Source organism: Aquabacter sp. L1I39, assembly GCF_017742835.1.
Taxonomy (GTDB): domain Bacteria; phylum Pseudomonadota; class Alphaproteobacteria; order Rhizobiales; family Xanthobacteraceae; genus L1I39.
Genome location: NZ_CP072392.1, coordinates 4,380,712 through 4,397,639 on the forward strand (window position 1 = coordinate 4,380,712; position 16,928 = coordinate 4,397,639).

The following is a 16,928-nucleotide window of genomic DNA, read 5'->3' on the forward strand; positions in this document are numbered from 1 at the left end:
GATGCTGTCTCGAATCGTTGGAACGCTTGAATCTCTTTTACCGCAAAGACGCGGTTATTTGGTGGCAACCGCAACTGCCGCGCCCGCCATGGCGCCGCCGCAGATCCGATTGAGCCACCGCATGGCGCGGGTGGAGGCCACGAAGCGCCGCGCCCGGTCCGCCAGGACCACATAAGCCGCGAAAACGCCCGCCAGCACCACCAGGATCACCCCGCTCATTTCCAGGAAGCCCAGCAAGGACAGGCGGTTGAGATCAACCAGCGTCGGCAGCAAGGCGAGATAGAAGGCCATGGTCTTGGGATTGCCGAAGGAAATGGCAAGGCCGGCGCCAAAGAGCCGTCCGGTGCCAGACCCCGCCGCCGGAGCGGCAAACTCGGGCACGGTCGCCGGGGCGGTCCACAGCCGGAAGGCCATGTAGAGCAGATAGGCGGCGCCTGCGAGCCGCACCAGCACGAACAGGCTGCCGAGCGTCGCGGCGAGCGCCGCCATGCCGAGGGCGGCGGCCGCGAGCCACAGGACATCCCCCACAGCGAGACCGGCGATGAAGGCGGCCGAGCCGGCGCGGCCGCGGGCGAGCGTGCGCGCCACGATCGCCACCACGGCCGGCCCCGGGGAGATGGCCGCCAGAGTCAAAATCCCTGCGAAGAAAGCGAGGGTGCCAAAATCCATGCCTCCCGTGTGCGCGCATGCGCACGCGAGGTCAAGCCCCGGGGACGCAGGCCAGCCGCGCCCGCAGGGCTTTTCCAGGGATGGCGGGTGGATCGGTTGCCCGAACTACCGCGCGGGCGCTGCGGGAAGGTGCGTACCGGCGCCGATGGCCTGCATGTGGCTATGCAGGGACAGTCGGTCGAGGTTGCGCAGCGGCAGGGCGGCGAAGGCGAGCACCCGGCTGCGGATATGATGGAAGGCGGTCTCGAAAGCCCGCTCGTGATCGATGGGCGAGCCGTCCACATGCTCGGCATCCTCGATGCTCCAATGGGCGGTCACCGGAGTGCCCGGCCATTCCGGCAGGGTCTCGCCGGCGGACTCGTCGCAGAGCGTGAAGACGAAATCGAGCTCCGGCCCGTTGGGCCCGCTAAAGTCGGAGATCGGCTTGGGGTGGAGGCCGGTAATGTGGAAGCCTTCCGCCACCAGCGTCTCAAGGGCATAGGGGTCGGGGTGCTCAGCCGGGTTCACGCCCGCGGAATAGGCGTTGAACCGCCCGTCGCCCTCCCGCTTGAGGATCGCCTCGGCGATCAGCGAGCGGCCGGCATTGGTGTTGCAGATGAACAGCACATTATAGGGCGTAAACGTCTCGGTTCCGGTCATGTCCCCCTCCGACGGCGCCAAGCAGCACGGCCGCGTTGGAGGCAGACTTCCCATATGGAACCTGACGGACGTGTGACAGGGCGTCACCGCCGGCGGCGTTGCCGGAAAATTACATCACATAGACACGCGTACCGAGCGGCACACGCTCGTAAAGGTCGATAATGTCCTGGTTCAACAGGCGGATGCAGCCGGATGATACCTGCTCGCCGATGCTCCATGGCTCGATCGTGCCGTGCAGGCGGAACATGGTGTCCCGGTCGCCGTCATAAAGGTAGAGCGCGCGCGGACCGAGGGGGTTGGTGTCGCCGCCGGGCATGCCGCCGGCATAGGGGCCGTAGCGCTCGGGCTGGAGGCGGATCATGTTGGCGGTCGGGGTCCAGCTCGGCCACTTTTCCTTGCGCTTGATGGTGGCCCATCCGCGATAGGAATAGCCCTGCTTGCCGACGCCGACGCCATAGCGGATCGCCTTGCCGCCGGGCTGCACCAGATAGAGGAAGCGCTCTTCCACATTCACCACGATGGTGCCCGGCGGATACTTGCCGCTGAACGGCACTTCCTGGCGCAGATATTTCGGGTCGATCTCGGTCACATTGACCGCGTCCACCTCGAAGGGCTCTCCCGGCACGGGGCCATACATGGAGACCTGCGTGGTGAGGGGGGCGCGGCCATCGGTCTGGCAGGCGGCCAGGAGGAGAGGTGTCCCGAGAACCAGCAGGCGGCGGCTGATCTTCGCGGCGGGAAGGCTGTCGCTCGACATGGAACCCCGGTTCGTCAGTGCGAATCGCTTAACCATGCGTAGCATGTGACGGTTCCCGGCTGGTTGCAGCCCGGCCACACCCCTTGAAAATGCATGCTCGCGCGGCTGTGATTGCGGCCCATCAAGGCGCCCGTGCCGGGGGTGCGCGAGCGAGCCGCTCAGGTGCCGTCGGGCACCACCCCGCCGGGATGGACGGTAAAGCGCTCCGCGCGCTCGAGCCCCGCAAAGGCGGCGGGGTCTGTCCCCGTCATCCAGACCTGGCAATTCAGCCGCGTCAGCGCCGCGAACAGGCCGGTGCGGCGCGGGCCGTCCAGATAGGCCACCACGTCGTCCAGCAGCACCACCGGCGCAAAGCCCTGCATGGCGGCCACCAGTCGCGCATGGGACAAGGACAGGCCGATCAGGAGCGATTTTTGCTCGCCGGTGGAGCAGCGGGCGGCGGGCTGGTCCTTCGGCCCGTGGGTGACCTCCAGGTCGCACAGGTGGGGGCCTTCCAGTGTCCGGCCGGCTGCCCGGTCGCGCGGGCGCATCTCCTTGAGACGGGCGCGATAGCGATCCTCCACCTCCACGGCCGGGGCGGTGCGCAAGGCATCTTCGATCTGGCCGGCCAAGGCGATGCGGGCGAAGGGGAAGGGCGAGGCCTCGTCGAGGCCGGCGGCGATTTCTTCCGCCAGCCGGTCCACCGTCTCAAGCCGGGCGGCGGAGACCGCGATGGCGAGTTCCGCGACCTCGTGTTCCACGGCGCCAAGGAAGCGGTCATTGGCGCCGTCCTGCAGCAGGCGGTTGCGGGAGGCGAGCGCGCGCTCCAGTCCATTCACCCGGCTGCCATGGTGGGGGTCCACCGCCAGCACCAGACGATCGAGAAACCGGCGGCGGTCGGACGGTGGACCGGTGAACAGGCCATCCATTTCCGGCGTCAGCCACACCACTTTCACATGGTGGAGGAAGGCGGTGGCGGATGGGACCGGCTGCTGGTCGATGCGGTAGCGGCGGGCGGTGCTGCCTTCGCCGGGCGCCTCCATGCCGGTGCCGAGCAGCACTTCGCCCAGCGCGCCCTCCACCTTGGCCGCCACCGCCCATGCGCCGGAGCCGGGGCTGTTGGCCACCTCGTCGAGCCGTGCGCGGCGCAGGCCCCGACCCGGAGACAGGAAGGAAATGGCTTCCAGCAGATTGGTCTTGCCGGCCCCATTGGGTCCGGTGAGCACGATCGGACCGGCCCCGGCCACCAGATGGGCGGAGGGATAGGAGCGGAATCCGGTGAGCGTGATCCGATGGACGCCGGTGCGCCCATAGCCGCTGCGGCGGAGGGCGGACGGGGGAGGGGGCGCGCCGGGCGCCAAAGGCGGCGTGTCCGAGGTGCTCACACCCGCATGGGCATGAGCACGTAGAGCGCGTCGGTCTTGGTGCTGTCGCGCACCAGGGTGGGCGAGCCGGGATCGGCCAGCTTCAACTCGGCCGTGTCGCCTTCGAGCTGTGCGGTGATGTCCAGCAAATAGCGGCTGTTGAAGCCGATATCGAGCGCCTCGGCCCCATATTCCACTTCCAGCTCCTCTGTGGCGCTGCCGGAATCGGGATTGGTCACGGACAGGACCAGCCGTCCGTCGGAAATGGAGAGCTTCACCGCCCGCCCGCGCTCGCTGGAGACGGTGGAGACGCGATCCACCGCCGCGGCGAAGTCGGCCTTGTCCACCAGCAGCGTCTTGTCGTTGCCGGCGGGGATGACCCGGCCATAATCGGGGAAGGTGCCGTCAATGAGCTTGGAGGTGAGCACGATCGCCCCCACCGCCACGCGGATCTTGGTGGCGGACAGGGATACGGTGACTTCCGCGTCCTTGTCCTCCAGCAGCTTCTGCACCTCGGCCACCGTCTTGCGCGGGATGATGACGCCCGGCAGGCCGGCGGACCCTTCGGGGGCCGGCAGTTCCGCCTGGGCGAGGCGATGGCCGTCGGTGGCGACCGCCCGCAGGCGCGCCTCGCCATGGGTCTCGGCCACGTGCAGGTAAATGCCGTTCAGATAATAGCGGGTCTCTTCGGTGGAGATGGCGAACTGGGTCTTGTCCACCAGCCGCCGCAGCTCGAAGGCCTTCAGCTTGAAGGAATGGGTGAATTCGCCCGCGGCGAGATCCGGGAAGTCGGTCTCGGGCAAGGTCTGGAGGGTGAAGCGGGCGCGCCCGGCGCGCACCAGCAGCGAGCCGCGCTCGCCGCTCGCCTCGATCCCCACCTGCGCGCCCTCGGGCAGCTTGCGGACGATGTCATAGATCACATGCGCCGGCACGGTGGTGGCGCCATCCTGGCCGATCTCGGCAGCGATGGTCTCCACCACTTCCAGGTCGAGGTCCGTGGCCTTCAGCGAAAGGCCGGAACTGCCGGTGCGGATTAGCACGTTGGCGAGGATCGGGATGGTATTGCGGCGCTCCACGACCCGGTGGACGTGGCTGAGCGACTTGAGCAGCTCGGCGCGTTCGACGGTGACCTTCATGGCCCTGATCCGTGACTCTCTGCTCGGGGAAACGGATGCGCGAGGCAGCGACGCTCCCTCGGCCCCTCGTGCTCGTCGCTGACGAACCGGCGGGGCCGCCGACATTGCCGTCCGCAGTGCGGCAAAGCAAGGGCACGGCCCCGATTTCCCGAGGGTGTGGACGATTTTCCCTGCATCCGCAGGGTTTCCAAACGAAAAGCGCGCCCTTGCGGGCGCGCGGTCGCCGGAGCGAATGGGCCGGCCGCCATGCGGCCGGTGCCTCACTCGTTCACGAGGCGCTTCAGGCTCTCGATCTCTTCCGCCAAGGCGCGGTCGGTGGCGATGAGGCCGTCAATCTTGCGCACCGCATGGAGGACGGTGGTGTGGTCGCGCCCGCCGAAGCGGCGGCCGATTTCCGGAAGGGAGCGCAGGGTCAGCACCTTGGCCAGATACATGGCGATCTGGCGGGGCTTCACCACGGTGGCGGTGCGGCGCTGGGACAGGAGGTCGGCGCGCGACACATTGTAATGCTTGGACACCACGCGCAGGATGTCGTCCACCCGCACGCGCTTGGGATCGTTGGGGCGCACCAGGTCGCGCACCGCATTCTCGGCCATTTCCAGCGTCACCGGCTCGCCGGTGAGCTTGTTGGCCGCGAGCAGCTTGTTGAGGGCGCCGTCGAGGTCCCGCCCGCTCTGACCGCCATTGCGGGACAAGAGTTCCAGCACCTGGGTGGGGACTGTGAAGCCCTTGTGCTGCTCGGCGAGCGCCTGGCAACGGGCTTTCAGGATCTGGTGGCGCAGGTCCTCCTCCAGGGGGGCAAGCTCCACCACGAGGCCCCCGGCAAGGCGCGAGCGCACCCGGTCATCCAGCGCGTCCAGTTCGGACGGCGGACGGTCCGCGGCCACCATCACCTGCCGCCCGGCATCCATCAAGGCGTTGAGGGTGTGGCAGAATTCCTGCTGCATGTTCTTGCCGGTCAGGAATTGCAGGTCGTCGATGAGCAGCGTGTCGATGCTGCGCAGGGCGTCCTTGAAGGCGATGGCGGCGTGCGTCTTCAGCGCCGCCACGAAGCCATACATGAATCGCTCGGCGGTCAAATAGACCACCCGGCGGCCACGGGCCGCGCCAGCCCAGGCGGCGGCCTGGAGCAGGTGGGTCTTGCCGAGGCCGACGGCCGCATGAAGATAGAGCGGATTGAAGATGGGGCCGGCGCCGGGCGCGGCCTCGGCCACCTGGCGGGCGGCGGCATGGGCGAGCGTGTTGGATTTGCCAACCACGAAGGTCTCGAAGGTGAATCGGGCATCCAGCGGCGAGCCCACGGTCATGTCGGAGGCCGCAGACGCAGGCGTCGCCACCGGCACGCTCGGGGCGGAAGCCGGTCGCGGCTCGACGGCGCGCTCGACGATGACGGCGCGCGGCTCATTGGCGGCCTTGAGGGGCAGGGGGCGGGCGACGGCGGAGCGCACCGCCACGTCCACGCGACGGGCCGAGCCGGTCTCCTCGCGCCACAGATCGGAAATGCGCTCGAGATAATGCCCCTGAATCCAGGACTTCAGGAATCGGGTGGGCACGGAGAGGTGCACGCAGTCCGCGCTCACCTTGTCCAGCTCCAGGCGGGCGAACCAGCTGGTGTAGGATTCCTCGCCGATCTCTTCGCGCAACCGGGTGCAGACCCGCTCCCACTGCTGGCCAAAGCTGGCAGTGCCCACGACGGCCCGGGGGGCCGGGCGGAATTGGGCGACGTCTACGGGTTCCGGTTTCAGCATAGAGGGGCTTGGCCGCTTCGCGCGGCTCCCTGGTTGCGACGCGCTGCCGTTCGCGCCAAAGGCGCGCGGGCACATCTTGAGTTGGGGAATAGCGACGGGTGCGGGGCGCTCAGATCACGCGCAACGCGAGCTCCGCCGGTTCTGCCGCCGAAGGGCACTTGGTGTCGGGGACGGGCTTGGACACGCAGTGACACTCAGGATGTTTGCCGATGTCAGCACCAGTGTCAGAAGTCATAGCCGCCCCATACGCCGCCGGTAGAATCCGGCGCGCCTCCAAGTTGAATATTGAAATATATGAATTGAACGTCAGCTCACCGACCGTTTGAGGATCATGTTGAGAACATGTCCAGCAAGCTGAGGTTGAGAGTGGAGCTCCTTGGTGCTCTTTTCTGAGGGGAGTGGAAATGCAGACACATGAAACACCCTCCCCTTTCTATAAAGAGTTGAGAAACCAGGAGTCTTTAGTTGAATGTTCGGGTCCGTGCCCGGAGTGAGATTGAACATACACAGGCCTCGGGGAGGGTGCAACGGCTTTCCCCGCGGGGCTGAATTGTGGGGGAAAAGCGCCGCAGCGACATCTCGTGCAGGGCCTTTAAGTCAGCCGGCAAACCTCTGATGAGACAATGAGATTCAAGCCCTCCGTCGGTCGTGGCGCCGTGCCTAGGATTCCGTTCTCTGGGTGTCTGGATACTCCCTTTCGGACGCTCCGAGGGATGACATTTTGGCTTGGCTGCTAACCTCTTCACTCGCATCAGCTTTTCCTGTGCGGTTGAAGTGGACCCGTCCACAATACGTCAGGTGTGTGAATGGGGGCGGCTCTTGACGTGGGGGGTGAGAGTGGGAAGCCCCGTCGCGCCCGCCCCGATTCGCCTGCCAATCGCTCCGCCGCTGGCCCCGTGTCCCACGTCCGATCTCCCGAAGCCGGTCCGTGCGGGAGTGTGCGCACAGGGGGGGGGCAGCGGGGGGGCAGGGGCTACAGGGTGGGCCAACGAAAACGGGGCCCGGCAAGCCGGACCCCGTTCATGACCCTCAGCCTTCAAGAAGAAGGCAGGTATTCGTCAGGCGCTGAGCTTGGCAACGCGATGCGCAAGACGCGAAACCTTGCGGGCCGCGGTGTTCTTGTGCAGCACACCCTTGGTCACGGCGCGCATGATCTCGGGCTCGGCAGCCTTGAAGGCCTCGTTGGCGTTGGCCACATCACCGGCGGCGATGGCGTCTTCAAGCTTGCGCAGGAAGGTGCGCACGCGCGAGCGACGAGCGCGGTTGACTTCGGTGCGGCGCTCGATCTTGCGCGCCGCCTTCTTGGCGGAAGGCGTATTGGCCATCGGCCGTCCTTTACCTGTTGTGTCGCAGGCAAATTCCAGCCGGGACTGGCGGGCGCGCTGCGATGAATGAATTCCAGTGCCGGCCGCTCACGCCGCCAGCGAAGTGCCGGGCTTATAAGGTCTCGCGCGGCTTGCGTCAACGGGGTCGTGCAGCGCAGGCGTTGCCGGGCACGTCGTGCACACCGTTATATATAGTGCGTGCCGCGACGCCGTGCACGCTGGACGATCGGCCACCCCTCGCTTATCTGTCTCGAACCTTGAGTACAGGTTGCCCTGAACAGACCGAGGGACAGAGGCATGAGCGAAGTGGCGGTGGCCGAGCGGCCCGTGACCGACAGTCTGGTGACAGTGTTCGGCGGTTCCGGCTTCCTGGGGCGTTATGTGGTGCGGGCGCTGGCCAAGCGCGGCTATCGCGTCCGGGTGCCCGTGCGCCGTCCGGAACTGGCCGGCTTTCTCCAGCCCTTGGGCTATGTGGGCCAGATCCACGTGGTCCAGGCCAATGTGCGTTATCCCGACTCGGTGGCCCGCGCGGCGCAGGGCTCGGACGCGGTGGTCAATCTCACCGGCATCCTGGCCCCGAGCGGCCGCCAGACCTTCGAGGCGGTGCATGTGTTCGGCGCCAAGGCCATCGCCACGGCGGCCGCTGGGGTGGGCGCCCGCCTGGTACACGTTTCGGCCATCGGCGCCGATCCCAAGGCCGAATCCGATTATGCCGCCACCAAGGGTGAGGGCGAGCTGGCGGTGAAGGCAGCCTCTCCCGACGCGGTCATCCTGCGTCCCTCTCTGGTGTTCGGTCCCGAGGACGAGTTCTTCAACCGATTCGCCTCCCTCTCCCGTTTCATGCCGGCTTTGCCGCTGATCGGCGGCGGCACCACGCGCTTCCAGCCGGTGTTTGTGGGCGACGTGGCCGCTGCGGCCCAGCGGGCGGTGGATGGCAAGGCCAAGCCCGGCGCCATCTATGAGCTGGGCGGGCCGGAAGTGCGCACCTTCAAGGAATTGATGGAACTGATGCTGCACGAGATCGGCAGCCATCGCGCGCTCATCGATCTGCCTTTCGGCGCTGCCTCATTTGCCGCCCGCTTCCTGGAAGCGCTGCCGGGCGCGCCGCTTACCCGGGACCAGGTGGAACTGCTGCGTCACGACAATGTGGTGAGCGAGGCCGCCATCGCGGAAGGCCGGATCCTCCAGGGGCTTGGCATCGCGCCCGCTTCCATGTCCTCGGTTCTGCCGAGCTATCTCTGGCGCTTCCGCAAGGCGGGGCAGTTCACCCGCGTGGAGACCTGAGGCGCCGGCCGGCGGTGTCCGGTCCCACGGGACGGGCGGCGCCGGAACGGCTAGAATGAACCGGCCGCGACATGCGAGCGAGGAGGGGGGCGCTGTGGCGCCCCCGCATGGTTTATGGGTATCGAAGTCAAGATCTGTGGCCTGAAGACGCCGGAGGCCCTGGAGGCCGCGCTGGAGGCTGGTGCCGATCTGGTCGGCTTCGTCCATTTCCCCAAGAGCCCCCGGCACCTGTCGCTCGCCGAAGCCGCGGCCCTGACGCCCCGGGTGCGGGGGCGCGCCGGGACGGTGGCGCTGGTCGTGGACGCCGACGATGCCCTGCTGGCGGACATCGTCGCCGCCTTCGCGCCCGATATCCTGCAATTGCACGGTCATGAGAGCCCCGCGCGGGTGGCGCAGATCCGCGCGCGGTTCGGCCGACCCGTCATGAAGGCGCTTCCGGTCGCACAGGCCTCCGATCTCGCCCTCGTGCCCGACTATGCGAGCGTCGCCGACCGCCTCCTGTTCGACGCCAAGCCGCCGCCCGATGCAATGCTGCCGGGCGGAAACGGGCGGGTGTTCGACTGGAACCTCCTCAGCGCCCTTGACCCCGGCCGGCCCGTCATGCTTTCCGGAGGGCTCGATCCGTCCAATGTGTCGCAGGCTCTTGCACGCGTCCGAATGGATGGCGTGGACGTATCCTCCGGTGTGGAGACCGCGCCCGGCGTGAAGTCGCCGGAAAAAATCCACGCCTTCGTCCGCGCCGTGCGCGCGGGTGCCACTCCTTCGTCTCAGGTGGGAAGCCAAGTCTCGTGAATGCGCTGAATTCCTATCGCACCGGCCCTGATGACCGCGGCCATTTCGGCATTCATGGCGGCCGCTTTGTCGCCGAGACGCTGATGCCCCTCATCCTGCAACTGGAGCAGGCCTATGAGGACGCCAAGGTCGACCCCGCCTTTAAGGCGGAGATGGCGGGCTACCTCACCCATTATGTGGGCCGGCCGTCGCCACTTTATTATGCGGAGCGCCTGTCCGAGCATCTGGGCGGCGCCAAGATCTATCTGAAGCGCGAGGAGCTGAACCATACCGGCTCCCACAAGGTGAACAACGTGCTCGGCCAGATCCTGCTCGCCCGCCGCATGGGCAAGGAGCGGATCATCGCCGAGACCGGCGCCGGCCAGCACGGCGTCGCCACCGCCACATTGTGCGCCCGCTTCGGCCTGAAGTGCGTGGTCTATATGGGCGCGGTGGACGTGGAGCGGCAAAAGCCCAACGTGTTCCGCATGAACATGCTGGGCGCCACGGTCGTCCCCGTCACCTCCGGCTCGCGCACCTTGAAGGACGCCATGAACGAGGCGCTGCGCGACTGGGTGACCAACGTCCACGACACCTTCTATTGCATCGGCACGGTGGCCGGTCCCCATCCCTATCCGTCCATGGTGCGGGACTTCCAGTCCATCATCGGCCGCGAGACCCGCGCGCAACTCCTGGAAGCGGAAGGGCGCGGCCCCGACAGCCTGATCGCGGCGGTGGGCGGCGGGTCCAACGCCATCGGCCTGTTTCACGAATTCCTCGATGACAAGGACGTGGAGATCTTCGGCGTCGAGGCGGCTGGCCACGGTATTTCCAGCGGGGAGCATGCGGCCTCCATTTCCGGTGGCCGCCCCGGCGTGCTGCATGGCAACCGCACCTACCTGCTGATGGACGGCGACGGCCAGATCGCCGAGGCCCATTCCATCTCCGCCGGCCTTGATTATCCCGGCATCGGGCCGGAGCATTCCTGGCTGCACGATGTGGGCCGGGTGACCTACATTCCCTGCACCGACAGCGAGGCCCTGGAGGGCTTCCAGCTGCTTTCGCGGCTGGAGGGCATCATTCCCGCCCTCGAATGCGCCCACGCCATCGGCAAGGTCATGGAAATCGCGCCCAAGAAGCCGAAGGACCACATCATGGTGGTCAATCTCTCCGGCCGGGGCGACAAGGACATCTTCACGGTAGCCGAGCATCTCGGGGGGCACTTATGAAGAAGGTCGCGTCCGCGTTCATCCTGCTTGCCTCAACCTCCGGCGCGGCCTTCGCGGCCCCGCAGGGGCTGGAACTGACAGCCGGCAAGGTGCTCACCGATCCGGCGGGCGCCTTCGTGAGCGTGCAGGTGAAGAATACCGGCACCGTCATGCTGGCCCAGATCGTGGTCAGCTGCGAATTCTTCTCCGCCAAGAACAAGTCGCTGGGCACCTCGTCCACCACCTTGTTCTCCACCGTGCCGGGCGTCACCGGAGCCGATCAGGTGCGCCTGATGGGTGCCACCTCAGCCACCTCGGCCAAGTGCGCCATCACCAGCCCGGCGAACTGAGCCCCACGTTCCTGAGACCACGTCCCCTCCAGGGACCGGCCAAAGACTGCGACCTTTCATGACCACGCGCATCTCCACCCGCTTCGCCGAACTGGCCCGTCTCGGCCGGCCGGGCCTCGTGACCTTCATCACCGCCGGCGATCCGGACTATGACACTTCGCTCTCCATCCTGAAGGCATTGCCGGCGGCGGGGGCGGACGTGATCGAAGTGGGCGTGCCCTTCACCGATCCCATGGCGGACGGCCCGGCCATCCAAGCGGCGGGGCTGCGGGCGCTGAAGGCGGGGCAGACCCTGGCCCGCACCCTCGAACTGGTGCGGGAATTCCGCGCGGGTGAGCCGGCCACCCCCATTGTGCTGATGGGCTATTTCAACCCCATCTACATCTATGGCGTGCCGCGCTTCCTGGAGGATGCCAAAGCGGCCGGGGTGGACGGCCTGATCGTGGTCGACCTGCCGCCGGAAGAAGATGACGAACTGTGCCTGCCGGCGCTCGCCGCAGGCCTCGATTTCATCCGCCTCGCCACCCCCACCACCGACGACAAGCGCCTGCCGGCTGTGCTCGCCCATACGGCGGGCTTTGTCTATTACGTCTCCATCACCGGCATCACCGGCTCGGCCACGCCGGACGCGAACCTGGTGTCCCAGGCGGTGACGCGCATCAAGCGCCATACCGCCCTGCCGGTGGCGGTGGGCTTCGGCGTGAAGACGCCTGAGCAGGCTGCCGCCATTGCGGCGGGCGCCGACGCGGTGGTAGTGGGCTCGGCCCTGGTGGAGGCGGTGCGCACTTCGCTGGACAGCGAGGGCAAGGCCACATCGGCCACCAAGCCGGCTGTGGAAGGGCTGGTGCGTGACCTCTCGGCCGCGGTGCGGGGCGTGAGCCGCGTCGCCGCCGAGTGAGCGTTTCGCCGCTTCGGCTTCGGACGCAATAAAAAAGCCCGGCGCGCCGCCAGGCTTTTTCTGTTTCGTGCGGGGCCGGTCAGGCCCATTCGCCCTTGCGGAACACCGGCAGGCGGCTGCCATCCGCCTGCACGCCATCGATGTCGATCTCGCCCGAGCCGATCATCCAGTCGATATGGATGAGGCTCTTATTGCCCCCCTTGGCCGCGATGTCCTCGGGGGTGAGTGTGGCGCCGTCCAGGAAGCACTTGGCGTAGCACTGGCCGAGGGCGATGTGGCAGGCGGCGTTTTCGTCGAACAGGGTGTTGTAGAACAGGAGCCCGCTCTTGGAGATGGGCGAGGAATGGGGCACGAGGGCCACCTCGCCCAGGCGCCGGGCACCGGCGTCGGTGTCCAGCACCTTGTTGAGCACCGTCTCGCCCTTGCTGGCCCTGGCTTCCACGATCCGCCCGCCCTCGAAGCGCACGGCAATGTCGTCGATCAGCGTGCCCTGGTAGGACAAGGGCTTGGTGGAGGAGACATGGCCCTCCACGCGGAAGGCGTGGGGCGTGGTGAAGACCTCTTCGGTCGGGATGTTGGCGTTGCAGATGACGCCATTCTTGGCCTGCGAGGCACCGCCCTGCCATTCATGATCGTCAGCAAGGCCGACGATCAGGTCGGTGCCCGGACCCTTGAAGTGCAGGGCCTGGAAGCGATGGCTGTTGAGCCAGGTGGTGCGGGCGCGCAGGGCGGCGTTATGGGCATCCCAGGCGGCCACCGGATCGTCCAGGTCCACGCGGGAGGCGGCAAAGATGGCGTCGGCGAGCTTCGCCACGGCCACGTCCTCCGCATCGTCCGGGAAGACGAGCTTGGCCCAGGAGGTGCCGGGGAAGGAGACAATGCTCCAATTGATGTCGAAGCCCGCAATCTTCTCCAAAGCCGGCTGGTAGGCGATGGAATTGGCCTTGTTGGCGCGGGCGACCTTGGCCGGGTCCTCGCCCGCCAGAAGCATGGGATTGTCGCCGACAATGGCGAGGCGCGCCGTATTGGCGGAAAAGGCTTTGGCGACGCCATCATATAGCCAGGTGGGCGCACGATCGAAGCTGGCGTCCGGTGCATTGCGATAGCGCGCGAGAGCGATCTCTTCGTCGGAGAGGATGGGGGTGACGAGGCCGGCGCCGGCCTTGTAGGCGTGCTCTGCGATCCGTCGCACCAAAGGCAGGGCGCCGACAGGCGCCGTCAGAAAAAGGTCCTGGCCCGGCTGCAGCGCCAGACCCACCCGGACAGCCACCTCGGCCAGACGGTCGAGCTTCACGGGATCGATGGCGGCGGCGATGTTGCGTTGATGCGTGGTCATAAGAGGGGATCCGCTTGTCTTTCGCCTTCAACATAGGAGGTCCGGCCAGCCCCGCCAGCGGGCAAGGGGTCCCAGGCACGCCCCGTCCGATCACAATTTGCGATCAGACCGTGGAATTAGCCGACTAAGAAGCCGGCAAAATTTAGGGTGCGAAAGAGGCGCGGCGGCGAGGCCGCCGCGCCTGGGCGCGTCAAAGGCCCTCGAACAGGGCCGTGGAGAGATAGCGCTCCGCGAAGGAGGGCACGATGGCCACGATGGTCTTGCCGGCCATTTCCGGCCGGGCGCCGATTTCCAACGCCGCCGCAATGGCCGCGCCGGAGGAGATGCCGCCGGGAACGCCTTCATAGCGGGCCAGCGCGCGGGCGGTGTCGAAGGCGGTCTGGTTGCCCACCGTCACCACCTCGTCGATCACCGAGCGGTCGAGCACTTCCGGCACGAAGCCGGCGCCGATGCCCTGGATCTTGTGCGGGCCGGGGGCGCCGCCGGAGAGCACCGGGCTGTCCTCGGGCTCCACCGCCACCATGCGCAGCGAGGCCTTGCGGGGCTTGAGCACCTGGCCGATGCCGGTGATGGTGCCGCCGGTGCCAACGCCGGAGACCACCACGTCCACCTTGCCGTCGGTGTCGTTCCAGATCTCCTCCGCCGTGGTGCGGCGGTGGATGGCGGGGTTGGCCTTGTTTTTGAACTGCTGGGGCATCACCGCCTTGGGCAGGTCGCGCACCAGTTCCTCGGCGCGGGCGACGGCGCCCTTCATGCCGAGATTGGCGGGGGTGAGGACCAGCTCGGCGCCCAGCAGCGCCAGCATCTTGCGCCGTTCCACCGACATGGATTCGGGCATCACCAGGATGAGGCGCAGGCCGCGAGCGGCGGCCACGAAGGCGAGCGCGATGCCGGTATTGCCGGAGGTGGGTTCCACCAGCACCGTATCGGGGTGCAGGACGCCCGCCTCTTCCATGGCGGCCACCATGGCGACGCCGATGCGGTCCTTGACGCTGGAAATGGGGTTGAAGAATTCCAGCTTGGCGAGGATCTCGGCCTTCACGCCGCGCAGCTCAGGCAGGCGGTGCAGGCGCACCAGCGGCGTGTTGCCGATGGTCTCGACGATGGAATCATAAACCCGGCCCCGTCCGGGGCGGACGCCTTCCACCGGCGTCAACTTGGCTGGGCTTTCTGCCATGGACTTTGCTCCCAAGTGAATGTGGGTACCTTTTTCGGGCGTACCCTGTCCGGGCTACCTCGTGCCGACGTCCGCCGGAGCTTGCGCTCGGCCTTATTCCGGCGTCGCGGGCACCTGTCCCTAGATGGTGAAGTCGATGCGGTCGTGTTCCGAGCCGTGGCCCTTATTGTCCGCGGACCGGCACAGATCCTCCAGTGTCACCGTGTCCAGCGCCGCATCGAAGGTCTGCTCGGCGGCGGCGACGGCGGGCTGCACCACTTCCAGAACGAGCGGGGGAAGAATGATCTCCTGCTCTTCCTCGGCGCCTTCCACCACCCGGACGATCTCGGCCACCGAAATGCGCCGGCGCTCGCGGGCCAGTTCATAGCCCCCGCGCGGGCCGCGCACGCCCTTCAGAACACCGGCATGGACCAAGGCCTGGAGCACCGGCTCCAGCCGGCGGGGCGGCAGTTCGTGTCGGGCGGCGAGCGCCTTGGCGGCAACCGGCGCGCCCCGGGCGTGGATGGCCACATCCACCACGGCGGCAATGGCGAGCAGGCTCTTGTCGGATAAACGCGGCATGTGTGTGTAGCTTCAAGGGTTTGACTGCGTGTGGGTCCCGGTCGAACCAAAACCACCGACGCCGCGTGCAGTTTCTCCTAATTCTCCGTCTTCTTCCAGCTTTATATGCATGACGGCGGCAACCACGAGCTGGGCAATGCGCATTCCCCTTGTGATTTCAAAGGGTTCGGTCCCGTGATTGATCAAGAGGACGAGGATCTCCCCGCGATAATCGGCATCGATGGTGCCGGGCGCGTTCAGCACCGTTACACCGTGCTTCAGGGCAAGGCCGGAGCGCGGGCGCACCTGGGCCTCATAGCCGGGGGGTAGGGCGATGGACAAAGCGGTGGGCACCGCCAGCCAGGCGCCGGGGGCCAGCGTCAGCGGGGCATCCGCGGGGAGGGCGGCCAGAAGGTCGAGCCCGGCGGCGGCGCCGGTGGCGTAGGACGGCAGGGGCAAGCCCGCCCCGTGGGGCAGGCGCTGGGCCGGTACGGCGAGCGGGGTCATCACAAAGTCTCCGTCAGGGCCGCCGCGATACGCGCGACGAGCTTGCGTGCCACCTCGGTCTTGGTGGCGGAAGGCCAGTCTTCCACCCCCTCGGCGCTGACCAGGTGCACGGTGTTGAGGTCGCCGCCCATGATGCCGGTGGCGGGGGACACGTCGTTGGCCACGATCCAGTCGCACCCCTTGCGCGCGCGCTTGGCGCGGGCATGGGCCACCACGTTCTGCGTCTCCGCGGCAAAGCCCACCACCAGGCGCGGGCGCAAGGTGTGGTGGTGGGACACGGTGGCGAGGATGTCGGGATTCTCCACCAGATCGAGGCCGGGAGGGCCGCCGCCCTCCTTCTTGATCTTCTGGTCGGCGGCGCCGGCCACGCGCCAGTCGGCGACCGCCGCCGCGAAGACGGCGGCGTCCATGGGCAGGTTCTCCTCCACCGCCGCCAGCATCTGCGCGGCGGTTTCCACGCGCACCATCCTCACCCCCTTGGGATCGGGGATTTCCACCGGCCCGGACACCAGCACCACCTCGGCCCCCGCCGCGGCAGCGGCTGCGGCGATGGCATGGCCCTGCTTGCCCGAGGAGCGGTTGGCGATATAGCGCACGGGATCGATGGGCTCGTGGGTGGGGCCGGAGGTGACCAGCAGGCGCCGGCCCTTCAAGAGTGCCGTGCCTTCCCCGAACCGCGCCTCGATGGCGGCGAGAATTTCCAGCGGCTCGGCCATGCGCCCCTCGCCGAACTCGCCGCGCTCCGCCATGGCGCCCGAATTGGGGCCGACGAAGGTGACGCCGTCTTCCTTCAGGCGCGCGAGGTTCCGCCGGGTGGCGGGGTGGGCATACATGCGCGGGTTCATGGCGGGGGCCATGAGCACGGGCTTGTCGGTGGCGATCAGCGCCGTGGAGGCGAGGTCATCGGCGAGCCCATTGGCTGCCTTGGCCATGAGGTCGGCGGTGGCGGGGGCCACCACCACCAGGTCCGCCTCGCGGGAGAGGCGGATATGCCCGATATCGTGCTCGGCGGTCAGGTCGAACAGGTCGGTGAACACCTGCTCTCCGCTCAGCGCCCCCACCGAGAGGGGGGTGACGAATTGCTGGGCCGCCTTGGTGAGGATGGGGCGCACGCTTGCCCCGCGTTCCTTCAGGCGGCGGATGAGGTCGAGGCACTTATAGGCTGCGATCCCCCCGCCGATGATCAGCAGAATACGCCGGTCGTGAAGCATGGGCGGCCTCCCTGTCCGCATCGGCCGTG

At 67.5% G+C, this 16,928-nt stretch carries 17 protein-coding genes; 5 read left to right on the forward strand and 12 right to left on the reverse strand.

Annotated elements, in window-relative coordinates:
• Window positions 1–54: 54 nt before the first annotated feature.
• The 7 genes from J5J86_RS19895 to rpsT all read right to left on the reverse strand — a co-directional run bounded on the left by J5J86_RS19895 (window position 55) and on the right by rpsT (window position 7,617).
• A complete protein-coding gene (locus J5J86_RS19895; protein ID WP_209101177.1) occupies window positions 55–669 on the reverse strand; it encodes a LysE family translocator in 615 nt (204 codons plus the stop codon).
• Window positions 670–774: 105 nt separating this feature from the next.
• Window positions 775–1,308, reverse strand: a complete 534-nt coding sequence (locus J5J86_RS19900) for an arsenate reductase ArsC (RefSeq protein WP_209101179.1) — start codon at window positions 1,306–1,308, stop codon at window positions 775–777.
• A 109-nt stretch (window positions 1,309–1,417) separates the two neighbouring features.
• Entirely contained in the window at window positions 1,418–2,065 is a 648-nt protein-coding gene (locus tag J5J86_RS19905) for a L,D-transpeptidase (protein ID WP_209101181.1), read from the reverse strand.
• A 158-nt stretch (window positions 2,066–2,223) separates the two neighbouring features.
• Window positions 2,224–3,333, reverse strand: a complete 1,110-nt coding sequence (recF, locus tag J5J86_RS19910; RefSeq protein WP_247658632.1) for a DNA replication/repair protein RecF — start codon at window positions 3,331–3,333, stop codon at window positions 2,224–2,226.
• 92 nt (window positions 3,334–3,425) lie between these two features.
• Entirely contained in the window at window positions 3,426–4,544 is a 1,119-nt protein-coding gene (gene dnaN, locus J5J86_RS19915; RefSeq protein ID WP_209101183.1) for a DNA polymerase III subunit beta, read from the reverse strand.
• Window positions 4,545–4,804: 260 nt separating this feature from the next.
• A complete protein-coding gene (gene dnaA, locus J5J86_RS19920) occupies window positions 4,805–6,292 on the reverse strand; it encodes a chromosomal replication initiator protein DnaA (RefSeq protein ID WP_209101186.1) in 1,488 nt (495 codons plus the stop codon).
• A 1,058-nt stretch (window positions 6,293–7,350) separates the two neighbouring features.
• Entirely contained in the window at window positions 7,351–7,617 is a 267-nt protein-coding gene (rpsT, locus tag J5J86_RS19925; protein ID WP_209101189.1) for a 30S ribosomal protein S20, read from the reverse strand.
• A gap of 297 nt (window positions 7,618–7,914) precedes the next feature.
• Between rpsT and J5J86_RS19930 the strand changes: the two genes are divergently transcribed.
• The 5 genes from J5J86_RS19930 to trpA all read left to right on the forward strand — a co-directional run bounded on the left by J5J86_RS19930 (window position 7,915) and on the right by trpA (window position 12,128).
• Window positions 7,915–8,901, forward strand: coding sequence for a complex I NDUFA9 subunit family protein (locus J5J86_RS19930; protein WP_209101192.1), 987 nt, complete (start codon window positions 7,915–7,917; stop codon window positions 8,899–8,901).
• 114 nt (window positions 8,902–9,015) lie between these two features.
• Complete coding sequence (locus J5J86_RS19935) at window positions 9,016–9,693, forward strand: phosphoribosylanthranilate isomerase (RefSeq protein ID WP_209101195.1); 678 nt, start codon at window positions 9,016–9,018, stop codon at window positions 9,691–9,693.
• Window positions 9,690–10,901: a tryptophan synthase subunit beta gene (trpB, locus tag J5J86_RS19940; protein ID WP_209101197.1), complete on the forward strand. Its 1,212-nt coding sequence runs from the start codon at window positions 9,690–9,692 to the stop codon at window positions 10,899–10,901. The genes J5J86_RS19935 and trpB overlap by 4 nt, the downstream gene beginning before the upstream one ends.
• Window positions 10,898–11,230 (forward strand): hypothetical protein, encoded by a 333-nt coding sequence (locus J5J86_RS19945; protein ID WP_209101199.1) that lies wholly within the window; start codon window positions 10,898–10,900, stop codon window positions 11,228–11,230. Before trpB ends, J5J86_RS19945 begins: the two co-directional genes overlap by 4 nt.
• Window positions 11,231–11,288: 58 nt before the next feature.
• Entirely contained in the window at window positions 11,289–12,128 is an 840-nt protein-coding gene (gene trpA, locus J5J86_RS19950; RefSeq protein WP_209101202.1) for a tryptophan synthase subunit alpha, read from the forward strand.
• 79 nt (window positions 12,129–12,207) lie between these two features.
• Here trpA and J5J86_RS19955 read toward each other — a convergent pair whose 3' ends face one another.
• From J5J86_RS19955 to coaBC, 5 genes are all read right to left on the reverse strand, one after another.
• On the reverse strand, window positions 12,208–13,464 hold the full coding sequence (locus J5J86_RS19955; protein ID WP_209101205.1) for an aminopeptidase: 1,257 nt from the start codon (window positions 13,462–13,464) through the stop codon (window positions 12,208–12,210).
• A 190-nt stretch (window positions 13,465–13,654) separates the two neighbouring features.
• Entirely contained in the window at window positions 13,655–14,641 is a 987-nt protein-coding gene (cysK, locus tag J5J86_RS19960; protein WP_209101208.1) for a cysteine synthase A, read from the reverse strand.
• 120 nt (window positions 14,642–14,761) lie between these two features.
• Window positions 14,762–15,202 carry an RrF2 family transcriptional regulator gene (locus tag J5J86_RS19965; RefSeq protein ID WP_209101211.1) on the reverse strand — a complete coding sequence of 147 codons (441 nt, stop codon included), beginning with the start codon at window positions 15,200–15,202 and terminating at the stop codon, window positions 14,762–14,764.
• A 12-nt stretch (window positions 15,203–15,214) separates the two neighbouring features.
• A complete protein-coding gene (gene dut / locus J5J86_RS19970) occupies window positions 15,215–15,688 on the reverse strand; it encodes a dUTP diphosphatase (protein ID WP_209101214.1) in 474 nt (157 codons plus the stop codon).
• Window positions 15,688–16,899 carry a bifunctional phosphopantothenoylcysteine decarboxylase/phosphopantothenate--cysteine ligase CoaBC gene (gene coaBC, locus J5J86_RS19975; protein WP_209101217.1) on the reverse strand — a complete coding sequence of 404 codons (1,212 nt, stop codon included), beginning with the start codon at window positions 16,897–16,899 and terminating at the stop codon, window positions 15,688–15,690. Before coaBC ends, dut begins: the two co-directional genes overlap by 1 nt.
• Window positions 16,900–16,928: the final 29 nt, after the last annotated feature.